At 68.2% G+C, this 12934-nt stretch carries 11 protein-coding genes; 8 read left to right on the plus strand and 3 right to left on the minus strand.

All coding sequences use genetic code 11. From position 1 onward, the window contains the following. Positions 1-48: 48 nt before the first annotated feature. A complete protein-coding gene (locus ACFQSB_RS07690) occupies positions 49-1710 on the minus strand; it encodes a glycosyltransferase family 4 protein (protein WP_380825202.1) in 1662 nt (553 codons plus the stop codon). A gap of 76 nt (positions 1711-1786) precedes the next feature. Between ACFQSB_RS07690 and wecB the strand changes: the two genes are divergently transcribed. Both wecB and ACFQSB_RS07700 read left to right on the plus strand, forming a co-directional pair. Continuing rightward, positions 1787-2920: a non-hydrolyzing UDP-N-acetylglucosamine 2-epimerase gene (gene wecB, locus ACFQSB_RS07695; RefSeq protein ID WP_354842567.1), complete on the plus strand. Its 1134-nt coding sequence runs from the start codon at positions 1787-1789 to the stop codon at positions 2918-2920. Between the two features lie 123 nt (positions 2921-3043). After that, positions 3044-5119: a glycosyltransferase family protein gene (locus ACFQSB_RS07700; RefSeq protein WP_380825203.1), complete on the plus strand. Its 2076-nt coding sequence runs from the start codon at positions 3044-3046 to the stop codon at positions 5117-5119. Positions 5120-5354: 235 nt separating this feature from the next. On the opposite strand, the gene ACFQSB_RS07705 is transcribed toward ACFQSB_RS07700, so the two are convergent. After that, a complete protein-coding gene (locus ACFQSB_RS07705) occupies positions 5355-5714 on the minus strand; it encodes a hypothetical protein (RefSeq protein ID WP_380825205.1) in 360 nt (119 codons plus the stop codon). Positions 5715-6304: 590 nt separating this feature from the next. Here ACFQSB_RS07705 and ACFQSB_RS07710 point away from each other — a divergent pair. From ACFQSB_RS07710 to ACFQSB_RS07730, 5 genes are all read left to right on the plus strand, one after another. Then, the gene (locus ACFQSB_RS07710; RefSeq protein WP_380825207.1) at positions 6305-6985 is read left to right on the plus strand and encodes a sulfotransferase family protein; all 681 of its coding nucleotides are present in this window, start codon (positions 6305-6307) and stop codon (positions 6983-6985) included. 473 nt (positions 6986-7458) lie between these two features. After that, a complete protein-coding gene (locus ACFQSB_RS07715) occupies positions 7459-8979 on the plus strand; it encodes an MDR family MFS transporter (protein WP_380825209.1) in 1521 nt (506 codons plus the stop codon). Positions 8980-9104: 125 nt separating this feature from the next. Then, on the plus strand, positions 9105-9671 hold the full coding sequence (locus tag ACFQSB_RS07720) for a hypothetical protein (RefSeq protein ID WP_380825211.1): 567 nt from the start codon (positions 9105-9107) through the stop codon (positions 9669-9671). Between the two features lie 252 nt (positions 9672-9923). Further along, positions 9924-10319 (plus strand): VOC family protein, encoded by a 396-nt coding sequence (locus ACFQSB_RS07725; RefSeq protein WP_380825213.1) that lies wholly within the window; start codon positions 9924-9926, stop codon positions 10317-10319. A gap of 148 nt (positions 10320-10467) precedes the next feature. Beyond that, complete coding sequence (locus ACFQSB_RS07730; RefSeq protein WP_380825214.1) at positions 10468-11151, plus strand: pentapeptide repeat-containing protein; 684 nt, start codon at positions 10468-10470, stop codon at positions 11149-11151. Positions 11152-11216: 65 nt separating this feature from the next. Here the strand turns inward: ACFQSB_RS07730 and ACFQSB_RS07735 are convergent, their stop codons facing one another. After that, positions 11217-11684: an ATP-binding protein gene (locus ACFQSB_RS07735; protein WP_380825216.1), complete on the minus strand. Its 468-nt coding sequence runs from the start codon at positions 11682-11684 to the stop codon at positions 11217-11219. A 402-nt stretch (positions 11685-12086) separates the two neighbouring features. Here ACFQSB_RS07735 and ACFQSB_RS07740 point away from each other — a divergent pair, with 402 nt between their 5' ends. Continuing rightward, positions 12087-12929, plus strand: coding sequence for a helix-turn-helix domain-containing protein (locus ACFQSB_RS07740; protein ID WP_380825218.1), 843 nt, complete (start codon positions 12087-12089; stop codon positions 12927-12929). Positions 12930-12934: the final 5 nt, after the last annotated feature.

Raw genomic sequence — 12934 nt, forward strand, 5'->3', positions numbered from 1 at the left:
TTGAACGGGTAACCAAGCGAAGGTTTCACAAGGGTCATCTCGGGGTCGTCATCCGGCGACGGACTGGTAGATCGTCTTGTAGTTCTCGGCGATGCGGCTCCACGTGCGCTTCGCGGCCACCTCGGCGCGGCCCGCCTCGCCCATCTCGGCGCGGCGCGCGGGGTCCTCACGGAGCCCGGCCAGCGCCTTGGCCAGCGCCGCCGGGTCGCCCGGCGGAACCAGCAGCCCCGCGCCGTCCGACCCGACCAGCTCCGACAGCGCGGGCAGGTCGCTCAGCACGACGGGCTTGCCCAGCGCCATGGCCTCCACCGGCTTCAGCGGGGTGACCAGGCGGCACACGCGCAGGTCCTCGCGCGGGCACACGAAGATGTCGATGGCCGACTGGGCCTGCAGCGCCTCCTCGGGCCCCACCCGTCCGGGCAGGATGGCGAGGTCGCCGAGCCCGAGCTTCTCGGCCTGGGCGAGCAGCGCGGGCCGTTCGGCGCCGTCGCCGACGATGAGCACCCGCACCGGCGTCCTGGCGTCGCGCAACTGCGCGGCGGCCGACAGCAGCGTGGCGAACCCCTCGTAGCCGACGATGCTCGACACCGAGCCGACCACGATCTCGCCCGGCGCGATGCCGTACGCGGCGCGGAAGGCCGCGCCGTCGTAGTCGGCGGTCAGCAGCGAGTCGTCCACGGCGTTCGGCGCCAGGAAGATCTTCTCCCGGGGGACGCCGCGCTCGACGATCTCGGCCGCCATCGTCTCGGCCAGCGTGACCACGGCGTTCGCCGAGCGCATGATGTGCGCCTCGCGCTCGCGCTGGAGCAGGTGGCGCTCGCTGCCGACCCGGGCGGCGTCGCGCGAGGCCCAGGTCTCCTCCAGGAAGCCCCGCACCTCGTACACCAGCGGCGTGCCGGTGCGCTCGCGCACGGCCAGCCCCACCGAGCCGTTGCGGTGGTCGGTAGCGGCGTGCAGGACCTGCGGCCGCAGCGTCCTGACCAGCTCGGTCACCTCGCCGGCGCCGCGGATCATGCGGCCGCGGCTCTCGAACGGCACCTCGCCGCTCGGCAGCAGGCGATGGTAGGGGACGCCGTCGATCTCCTCGTACGGCTCGGCGTCGGCGTGCCCCTGGAGCATCGGCCAGCCCCAGCTCGTCACCACGTGCGGGTCGAGCCCGGCGGCGCGCTGCGCGGTCACGATGCGGTGGGTGCGGACGGTGTAGCCGGCCTGGGTGTAGGGCAGCGCGTTGGTCACGCAGTGCAGCACCCGGCCCGCGACCCGCTCGCCGACGATCACCTTGGACTTCGGCGGGATCGGGGAGGCGCCGATGGCGGCCTTCTCGCCCTCGTAGTAGGCGATGCGCCGGCGGATGAACGGCCAGCGCGCGTGCGGCTGGAGCACCTCGACGGCCTTGGTCATGCGCCCGCGCTCGAACTCGACCTTGGCCGCCTCGAGCGGGCCGTCGGCCATCCGCCGCGCGATCTTGCGCGCCGTGACCTTGACCACGCGGGCCACCGGCCAGGCGACCTTGCCCACGGCCGGACGCAGACCTGGCGGCATGGCCTCCGCCGCTGCCTGCGCCACCCGCATCGGGTCGGACTTGACCCTGGTGACGAAGACCCTGGAGACGATGACCGGATGCTGGACGAAGCCCTTGAGGAAGCCGCGCAGGCCGGCGCGAGCCGACTTGGGGGAGACCTTCTCGGGCCGGCTGGCCTCGGAAACCACGCCGTGACCGTACCATAGGCAACGCTTGGTCCATCGGGGCAACATGTGACCCACTCCCGGCTGAAAGGCGAGGTCAATGAGGGACAATCCCCTCGTCCTGCACGTGCTCGGCGCTCGCCCGAACTTCGTCAAGGCGGCTCCGGTCGTGCGCGGCCTGGACGAGCTGGGGGTGCGGCAGGGCATCGTCCACACCGGGCAGCACTACGACGCGCTCATGTCCGACGTCTTCTTCGCCGACCTCGGCCTGCCCGACCCGGTCGCCAATCTCGGCGTGGGCTCCGGCAGCCACGCGCGCCAGACGGCCGCGCTGCTCACCGGCCTGGAGGAGGTCGTCCTCACCCACCGGCCCGACCTGGTGGTGGTGTACGGCGACGTCAACTCCACGCTCGCCGCGATCCTGGTGTGCGCCAAGCTGCACGTCCCGACCGCGCACGTCGAGGCGGGCCTGCGGTCCTTCGACCGCGAGATGCCCGAGGAGGTCAACCGGGTCGTCACCGACGCGCTCGCCGACATCCTGCTGGTCACCAGCCCCGACGGGCTGTCCCACCTGGCGAACGAGGGCGTCTCCCCCGCCAAGGCGCACCTGGTCGGCAACCCGATGATCGACAGCCTGTTCTCGGCGCTGCCCAAGCTCGACCCCGCGCCGCTGAAGGCCCGGCTCGGCCTGCCCGACCGGTACGCCGTGGCCACCCTGCACCGCCCGGCGAACGTCGACGACCCCGAGTCGGCCCGCGAGCTGGTCGAGGCCGTGCTGGCGGTCGGCGAGCAGGTGCCGGTCGTGGTGCCGCTGCACCCGCGCGGGCGCGAGCGGCTGGCGCAGGCGGGGCTGGTCACCGGCGAGGGGCTCACCATCATCGACCCGCTGGGGTACGTCGAGTTCCTGTCGCTGGTGCGCGGCGCGGCGCTCGTCGTGACCGACTCCGGCGGCGTGCAGGAGGAGACCACCATGCTGGGCGTGCCGTGCCTGACCGTGCGGCCGAACACCGAGCGGCCGGTCACGATCACGCACGGCACCAACCGGCTGGTCACCCCCGCGACGCTGCCGGCTGCGGCGTCCAAGGCGCTCGCGGACGGCGCGGCCACCCCGAGCGGCGACCTGCCGCCGCTGTGGGACGGCAAGGCGGGGCCGCGCATCGCCCGCGTCATCGAGGCGTGGCTGCGCGGCGACAACCTCTCGCCGGCCGCGCAGGGTACGGTGCCGAACAGCTGACCTGCGCGTTTGGGCGAATTGCCCGACTTCGCGGACCGGACGCCGTACGATCGGACATTCCCGGGCCATGCGGGGGTGACGCGCGCGTGAGAAGTCCCGGACAACGAGGGAGCGAGTCCGACCATGGCCGATGACGACAAGAATCCGGACGAGCCGCGTTTCCAGCGTCTCGGCGCGGCCAACTGGCTGCCCGAGGAGCGCAAGGTCGTCGAGCGCTACGAAGACCGCATCCGCGATCTCGAGCGGCGTCTGGCCACGGCCGAGGCCAAGGCCGAGTACGCCCAGTGGCAGCTGTCGGCGACCAAGGCCCAGCGTCCGTACCGCGTGAGCACGGCGCTCGCCGGCGCCAAGCGCCCCGCCAGGCTCGTCCGGCTCCCCCGCGACCTGTCGCAGGCCATGAAGCCGAAGAAGGCGCCCAAGCCGCCCGCGACCGTCACCGCGAGCGCCGCCGCCATCGACGCGGTGCTCGCGCACGCCCCCGAGGTCAAGATCCCCAACCTCGCCTGGCCGGACGGGCCCGTCAACCGCCCCGACCTGAAGGTCGCGGTCATCTTGGACGACTTCTCCCGGATGGCGTTCAAGTACGAGTGGGACCAGATCGAGTTCGGGCTCAAGGACTGGCAGGAGGTCTTCGCCGAGAAGCGTCCTGACGTGCTGTTCTGCGAGTCGGCCTGGCACGGCAACCAGGGACGCTGGCGCTACCAGATGACCGGCACCAACGCGCCCAAGCAGGAGCTGCGCGAGCTGGTGGCCTGGTGCCGCGAGCAGGGCATCCCCACGGTCTTCTGGAACAAGGAAGACCCGCCCAACTTCGACTTCTTCATCGACACCGCCAAGCTGTTCGACTTCGTGTACACCTGCGACGGCGACATGGTGCCGAAATATCGCGAGATATTGGGTCACGACCGGGTGGACGTGCTGCAGTTCGCCGCGCAGCCCCGGGTGCACAACCCCATCCAGACCAAACAGGGCCGGCCCTACGACGTCGTGTTCGCCGGCATGTACTTCCGCGACAAGCACCCCGAGCGGCGCGAGCAGATGGAGACCGTGATCGCCCCCACCCGGGAGCTCGGCCTGCACATCTTCGCCCGCAACGACAAGGCCGGCGACAAGTACGCCTGGCCGGAGGAGTACCGGCCGCACATCGTCGGCGAGCTGCCCTACGAGCAGATGCTGGCCGCGTACAAGATGTACAAGGTCTTCCTCAACGTGAACTCGGTGATCGACTCGCCGACCATGTGCGCCCGGCGCGTGTTCGAGCTGTCGGCGTGCTCCACCACCGTGCTGTCGGGCTGGTCGCGGGCCATCGAAGGCACCTTCGGGCCGCTGATCCCGATCGCCCACACCCAGGAGGAGGCCTACAACCAGGCCCTCTACCTGATCAACAGCCCCGAGCTGCGCGCCCGGCAGGCCCACCTGGCCATGCGCGAGGTCTTCGACAAGCACCTGTTCACCCACCGCGTCGACCAGATCCTCACCGCGCTCGGCCGCCCGGTCGTCCCCCGCACGAAGAGCGTCTCGATCGTCCTGCCCACCAACCGCGCGGGCCAGCTCGAACACGCCATCGCGCAGGTCGCCCGGCAGCGTCACCGCGACCTGGAGCTGATCCTCGTCCTGCACGGCCTGTCGATCGACCCCGAGGTGGTGCGCGACAAGGCGCTGGCCGCCGGCGTCCCCGCCGTCAAGGTGCTCACCGCCGACCCCGCGCTGACGCTCGGCGAGGTGCTCAACCTCGGCATCGCCCAGGCGGACGGCGAGTACATCGCCAAGATGGACGACGACAACCTCTACGGCCACCACTACCTGTCGGACCTGCTGCGCGCCTTCGACTACGCCGACGCCGAGATGGTCGGCAAGGGCGCGCACTACACCTACTTCCCCGCCACCAACACCACGGTGATGCGCCTGCCCGGCCTGGAGCACCGGTACGCCCACCTCGTGCAGGGCGCGACGATCCTCGCCAAGGCGGACCTGCTGCGCACGTTCGCCTTCGAGGCGGTCAACGCGGGCGAGGACACCCGTCTGGTGCGCCGCTGCAAGGAGGAGGGCGTGCGCATCTACTCGGGCGACCGCTTCAACTTCGTCTACATGCGCGGCGCGGACGCCTCCGCCCACACCTGGAAGGCCCAGGACTACAAACTCACCCGCAACGCCCAATTCTCCTTCGTCGGCCACCCCGAAGCCCACGTCATGATCTGACCTCCGCTCTGGAGCCTTCCACCAGACCCGATGATGACCTTCGCGAGATACGGCCGTTTAACTCGGATATATCGGAATTTATATGCAGCACGTGCCGTTGCCGGGAAACGCGGCTCTGACGATCGGCGGTTGACCGCTCCTCCTCGATGCGGCACCATGGAGGTGTCGTGAGCAATAGCTCGCGAAAGTGAACCCGGCAGCTCTCCGGACGGTGAGTCGGCCGGGTTTCGCGCATCTAGAGACCGACATCTGTGACCTTCTGCACGATTGAACCGGTGCGACGCCTCCAGTCCCCGCCTTTGCCGTAGGCCCATGCCACAATGTCCGGCAACCAGAGCAGAGGCTCCACGGCCGGTCGGCCATGAAGATACTCGAAGCGATCGACGGCCTGCGCCTTCCCCGCCATCTCGCGGACCACCTGACGATCCTGACGGTCCTGGTTGCACGACTCGATGACCAGTCGGGCGACGCCCATGGCGACCAGATCGGGGACCATACGACGCAGGCAGTCGTCCCGCACCCCTCGCTGCGGACGACCCCCCATCTCCGACCGGTAGATATGCGCCTCCACGGCGAGGACGGAGATCCGGCTCAAGATCTCCTTTCGCCGGCCGTCGCCCTCACTCTTCATGTGGATCCGCTGCTGTCCGGGTTTGCACAGCTCTCTTAAGCCTTGTCGGATCGGCAGTAGATCACCGGGAGACAGCACGGCGACACAGATGAGGTAACGGCCCCTCGCGGACTCATCCGCGAATGCGTGCCTGACCATCAGGCGATCCCCCGGTCGGTTCGTCGCGCACTATGCCTGTGAGCCGTAAAGCGCGGGTTCTCCTAATGTCAGCTCGAAGCGAGATTGTATGGCCTCACGTCACGGTAATGACAATGCAGCCTCATATTCGACCGGCGAAATCCCGATAGATTCGCAAGCCGCGCGAATTGTGGTTTCAACATGCATTAAGCCCGATTCCGACGTCACTCGTCCCTTCTCGGGCGCCGGGCTGGGGAGCGTCTCACGGTGGCGCAGGCTCGGGGGCGCCGACTCTCGGGAGGCGAGCACGTGAAGCGGCTCCGGGAAGAGGGCGGCCTATCGGAGCCTCGGCGCGGGCACCCCTTGCCCGATGGGCCCTGTGGTGGAAGATTATTTCTAGACGCAATCGGCAGTTTCCGATCGGAATGGTGCAGATTATGCGGGTCATCGGGGCAGGGTTCGGGCGTACGGGGACGTTGACGCTCAAGACGGCGTTGGAGCGGCTGGGGTTCGGGCCGTGTCACCACATGACCGAGGTGATCGGCGATTCGCGGCAGGTGCGGCAGTGGCTCGCCGTGTCGCGGGGCGAGACCCCCGACTGGGACTCCGTGTTCGCGGGTTACCAGTCGTGTGTCGACTGGCCGGCCGCCGCGTACTGGCGCGAACTGGCCGCGCACTATCCCGAGGCCAAGATCGTCCTGACCGTGCGGGACCCTGCCCGATGGCTCGACAGCATGCGGGCCACCATCCTGAAGCAGCGCGAGCGCGGCACCACGCTGCCTTTCCGGATGACGATGTGGTTCTCGAAGGTGCTGGGCACCGACCTGGCCGCCTTCATGGAGATGACCCGGCGCATCGTCACCGAACGCGAGTTCGGCGGCCGGGCGGACGACTCCGAGTACCTGGTCGAGCGGTTCGAGCAGCACGTGGCGGAGGTCAAGGCGGCGATCCCGCCCGAGCGGCTGCTGGTCTTCGAGGTCCGCCAGGGATGGGAGCCGCTGTGCGGCTTCCTCGGGGTGCCGGTGCCCGACGAGCCCTTCCCCCGGGTCAACGACACCGCCGACTTCCAGGCCAGGACCCGCGCCCGGCTCAGCCCCCTGCTCCTACGCCGTAGCTGACCGAGCTCCTACGCCGTAGCTGACCGACGCCCGGCACCAGGGCCGCCAAGATCACCCTGGACACATGTCCGCCGAACATGGGCGACGAGAACCGCCCGCTGCCGGTCGCCATCGGCGACTGTCATTCGCGGGCATCGTCGATGACGAGCCGGATGCGGCCCGCCGCTCAGAGGAGATTCTCCGCGGGGCCGTCCAGCGGCGCGCGCCACCTTGGATGGACGGCGCGTCGTCAGGTCGCGGGTCGACGACCGGGGAGCGCCGAGCGTAGGCGGAGCGCCACGCCGCACGGTCGGGGGTGCGGGGAAGCTTGACGGTGTCTTTCTCCTGTGCGTGTGCGGCATTCGCCGTACTTATGCGGTTATGGGGAATCTGAACGGTGATGACAGAGTTGCGTACTTTTAGGACGTCCGTGCTGCCGGCGCAGGGCGTCCGCTTCGACGTTCAGGACCAACCCGCAAGGAGAGTTCCCCGACGTGACGACGGCAACGACGTCCAAAAGCATCGGTCTCAGGTCGGAGCGCGGTCCGGTACTCGCCGCCATCATGCTCTGCACCAGCCTGGTCGCACTCGACAGCACGATCATCGCGACGGCGGTGCCCTCGGTCGTCAGCGACCTGGGAGGCTTCTCCCAGTTCCCGTGGCTGTTCTCGATCTACCTGCTCACCCAGGCCGTCACCGTCCCGCTGTACGGGAAGTTCGCCGACATCTTCGGCCGCAAGCCGGTGATGTTCTTCGGCATCGCGGTCTTCCTCCTCGGCTCGGTGCTGTGCGGCGTGGCCTGGAGCATGCCGGCGCTCATCATCTTCCGCGCCCTCCAGGGCATCGGAGCCGGAGCCGTCCAGCCCATGAGCATCACCATGGTCGGCGACCTGTACTCCGTCGAGGAACGGGCGCGCGTGCAGGGGTACGTGGCCAGCGTGTGGGGCGTGTCCGCCGTGATCGGCCCCACGCTCGGCGGCCTGTTCTCCGAGTACATCTCCTGGCGCTGGATCTTCTTCATCAACCTCCCGCTGGGCGCGATCGCCGCCTGGATGCTCGCGCGCCGCTTCAAGGAGAACGTCACCCGGAGCACCCACAAGATCGACTATCTGGGCGCGGCGCTGCTCACCGCGGGCTCCTCGCTGATCATCCTGGCGCTGCTCGAAGGCGGAGTGGCGTGGGCCTGGGACTCGGTGCCGAGCCTGGCCATCTTCGCGGCCGGCATCGTGATGGTCGTCGCCTTCGTGCTGGTGGAGCGCCGGGCCGTCGAGCCGATCCTGCCGCTCTGGGTCTTCCGCCGCCGCGTCCTCATCGGCGGCAACCTCGTCGGGCTGAGCGTCGGCGCGCTCATGATCGGCCTCACCTCGTACGTGCCGACCTTCGCCGAAGGCGTCCTCGGCACCGGGGCCCTGGTCGCGGGCTTCGCCCTGGCGGCCCTGACCATCGGCTGGCCGCTCGCCGCGACGTTCTCCGGCCGCCTGTACATGCGCATCGGCTTCCGCGACACCGCGCTCATCGGCGCGGCCGTGGTGCTGGTCGGCTCGGTGATGTGCGCCTTCCTCGGCGAGCACGCGCAGGTCTGGCAGGTCGCCGCGGCGTGCTTCGTCGTCGGCGCCGGGCTCGGCCTGTCATCCAGCCCCACCATGGTCGCCATCCAGTCGGTCGTCGGCTGGGAACGCCGCGGAGTCGTCACGGCGACCAACATGTTCAGCCGTTCCATCGGCAGCGCGGTCGGCGCCGCCGTCCTCGGCGCCATCTCCAACGCCACCCTGTCCGACCGCTTCACGCATCCGCCGGCGGCGCTGGCCGGCAAGCTGCCCAACAGCCTCGACGCCACCAGCCTGGTGCTCGGCGCCCAGGGAGCCGCCGCCCAGTCGCCCACGGCCGCCTACATCCGCAAGGCCCTGTACGACGCCAGCCACCACGTCTTCCTCACGGTCCTGGTCGTCGCCGTCCTCAGCGTCGGCGCCTTCCTCCTCATGCCCCGCAAAACCGAAGAACTGACCTTCGACTGATCGCCCCACCTCCACGATGCCTGCCCCCTCCCAGTCACAACCACAGACTCGACCTGGTGATCCGGCCCGGCGCCAGAACACCCATCGCAGTCAATGAGACACTCTGTGTAACGTAAAATACGCATGTGCTGTTCGCCTTCGTCGATGAAAGCTGCCGCGTCCGTCAGGATGACGCCTGTCTTTATGTGTTGGCTGCCGTTGTACTCCCGGCCGAACGCCTTGACCAGGTCAGGTCAGTCATGGATGCCCTGCGACACGGAAAAGCCCCGACAGTGCACTGGAGGACGGAGCGCGCTCCGCGCAGGTCGCTCATCGCGAACACGGTGGCTTCACTCGACTGCGCTTCAATGGTCGCCGTCGGCTTCTACGGCACGCCGAGTCGATCCGAGCGGGCCCGGCGCCGCTGCCTGGAACGCCTGTTGCCTGAACTCTCTATCCAGCGGGCAGGAGCAGTGATCTTGGAATCGCGGCGTGAGCAGGATGCGCGTGATCGCGCGATCCTGACGGCTCTTCGCCGACAAGGACGGATTTCGTCGGAGATGTCGGTCAACTGGCAACGAGCGGGTTCGGACGCCGCGCTATGGACCGCTGACGTCGTCGCAGGGATCGTGACCGGCTGGCTGGACGGGGACCAGCAGTGGTGGCCCCTGCTCGAACAGCAAGTGACACTGCTGGATGCGGGAGAGGCTTGATCATGAAAGCGCGAGCGCCGGGCTCCCGATTCCATCGGGGGGTTCCCGGCGCCACTTCCACGTTCCAGAGAGCGTGACACCTGAGTATCCCCCCGATTCCTTTCAGTCGTCAAGCCGTCACCCACCGCGAGACGACAACGCCGATCACGCCCACGGGCCGGAAACCGTTACCGCCGGTCGTGTCTCGCGATGGGCAGGGCCCCCGAATACGATGAGAGGGACGGCACCGCCCCTGACAGAGGGGATACGGACATGGCGATCTCTCTCAACCACACGATCGTTCCCGCACGTGACAAGCGGGCCTCGGCCGGTTTCCTCGCGGGCATTCTCGGGCTGCCCGTCGGCGAGCAGGTGGGGCCCTTCATCCCCGTGCGGGTCGGGGAGCTGACCACGCTGGACTTCGCCGACGTCGACTTCGCGACCAGAGGAGTCAGCGAGATCTCCCCGCACCACTACGCCTTCGCGGTCGGCGAGACGGAGTTCGACGAGATCTTCGGCAGGATCATGGACGCGGGCCTCGACTTCTACGCCGAGCCCCATGAGCCCAAGCGGCACGGGGAGATCAACACCTGGCGCGGCGGCCGCGCGGTCTACTTCGACGACCCCAACGGCCACATCATGGAGGTCCTTACCGTCACCTCCTCCTGACCGGTCCGTGCCTGAGTCCGGCACGGCCGTCCGTCCGTCCGTCACCGAGGGTTCTCCCTATGCTCGCTTCGGGCACCGACCTTCGCCGCCCACCTCCCCACTCCCGGTCGCGCAAGTGTCACGCGCGATCTTCCTCTAGGCTCCGCCCATGTCTTCGCGGATGCCGGATGGCCGGTCCTCGAGAGTCAGGGAGCCGCTGCGGCCGAAGCTCGGGGCGTCGTTGACGAGCGCCGAAGGGTCAGCGCTCGACGTGGTGGACGACGGGTCGTACCGGGCGCTGGAGTACAAGGGCGCCGATCTGTCCTTCCGCGACGCGGGCGCGGTGGAGTTCGAGGGCTGCCGTTTCGTCGAGACGACGTTCTCCGGCACGAGGATGCGGCGCGGCGGCTTCTCCGATGTCGAACTTCAGCGGTGCGACCTGTCCAACATGGCCGCGACCTCCTCGACCATGCTGCGGACCTCAGTCAGCGCGGGCCGCCTCACCGGCATGACGTGGTCGGAGTGCGCGTTCCGGGACGTGCTGGTCGAAGACTGCCGCGCCGACCTGGCGGCGTTCCGGTTCTCGACGTTCAAGAACACCGTCTTCCGTGACTGCACCATGCTGGAGGCGAATTTCCAGAACGCCGACCTGACCGGCACCCGCTTCGAGCGCTGCGACCTGTCCGGCGCGCAGTTCTCCGGCGCCAGGATGGCGGGCGCGCGTTTCGCCGACTGCGTCCTGCTCGGCATCGGCGGCGTGACGAGCCTCGCGGGCGTCACCGTCAGGAGCCGGGACGCCCAGGGACTCCTCCACAGCCTGGCCGGCGCACTGGGGATCACCATCGAGGATTGACCCGCGGAAGGCATGCCGCGTCCGTGCCGGAGCGTAAGCGGCATGCCTCCCGCGGGTTCAGAGTCTCATCCGCCGGACGTGCTCGCCTGATCGACGTCCTGCGTGCAAGGTACGCCTGGGGTGGTGCGCGCCCGGTGCCAGGCGGCCCAGACGGTCTTGCCGGTTCCGGTCTCGTCGGCCGCGTGGATGACGCCCCACCGGTCCGCGAGCGCTTCCACGATGGCCAACCCCCTGCCGTGGACGGCCTCCGGGCTGAGGTGCAGGCGGCGCGGGCCGTCGGGGCCATGGTCGGTGACTCGGACGCAAAGTCCCCGCTCGTTCTCCCAGAGGGAGAGCCTGACCGGCGGTCTTCCGTGCACGACGGCGTTGCCCAGCAACTCGCCGACCACGAGGACGACATCGTCGGCGACCTCCTCCGGCACCGCCCACACGCGGCATGTGTCCCGCACCCCGCTCCGCACCTCCCCGACGACGGCCACATCGCACGGCACATCCCAGCACACGGCACGCAGACCACCCGGCGTAACCATCATCGGAACTCCTTGTCGAAGCTGAAGAGGTGGGATGGGACGAATAGCGGCCTCGTCTGTCCTGCGATGCCGTCCACCATTTGTCCTGTTTTCCATGAAGCCTCCGTTTCTGGCTAATGGAGTCATCCGATCGGTGAACCATGACGCCTCCGCATGGATGGTCGGACAGCATCCCTTTCACCTAGCTTCGCAATCGTCCAGGGCTATCCGAAATGCACCGGGATCGGAGAACCTGTCATGACCGCGAACCGACAAGGCTTCCTGGTACGTTGCCCGGATCCGTGAGCCCTTTGCCCAGTAGCATGCTGGCAGCGGGATTCGAAATCCGCAATAGACAAATTCCAATGCGAGCAATGTTCCCTTTGCCAGAGAAGCCACAATGGCGCGCTTAGGATGGATAGTGCTATGTCGGGAAGCCCGACGGTCAAGCGGCGACGTCTCTCTCAAGAACTGCGCCGGCTCCGGCTCCTCGCGGGATTGAACGTGACAGAGGCCGCGAGGCTGCTGGAGTGGGATGCCTCGAAGGTGACCCGGATGGAGCGGGGACAGTGGAAGCTTCCCAGCGTTCATGACATTCGTCTCATGCTCGACCTATACCGTGTCACCGATGAGAGCCGTCGCGAAGTACTCGTCGCTCTGGCGCGTGAGGCGCGCCAACGCGGATGGTGGGAGAAATATCAGGACGTGTTCCGCAGCAGCCTTCCCGATTTCGAGGCAGGTGCCAGCGCCATTCGCACATGGGAGATAGTGCTCATTCCTGGTCTGCTACAGACGGAGCAGTACGCGCAGGCCGTATGGCAGGCAGGGCAGGTGCTCGATCAGGAACTAATCGAGCGTCACGTGACGGCCCGTCTCACGCGGCAACAGATCCTTATGCGGGAGAATCCGCCTTCGCTTCTGGCGCTGATCGATGAGGCCGCGCTGCGTAAGCAGATCGGCGGTCCGGCCGTCATGCGAGAGCAGATCGGCAAGCTCATCGACATGGCGGCACGGCCGAACATCACGATCCAGATAGTCCCAGACACGGCAGGTGCCCACCCTGCGTTGGAGGGCGCTTTTGTCATCCTCGACTTCCCCGAGGACCCCAGCCTGGTCTACACCGTCACCACCACGGACAGTCTCTGGCTGGAGAAGCCGGAGGAGTATCAGCGCTATAGCTTTATTTTCAGTCATGTGATGACATCGGCCCTGTCGCCCGACGAGTCGGTGCGCTGCATGGCCGTGCTCAGGAAGCTACTCGAAGGATGATCGTC

The sequence above is a fragment of the Sphaerisporangium rhizosphaerae genome (genome assembly GCF_042665155.1).
Classification (GTDB): domain Bacteria; phylum Actinomycetota; class Actinomycetes; order Streptosporangiales; family Streptosporangiaceae; genus Sphaerisporangium; species Sphaerisporangium rhizosphaerae.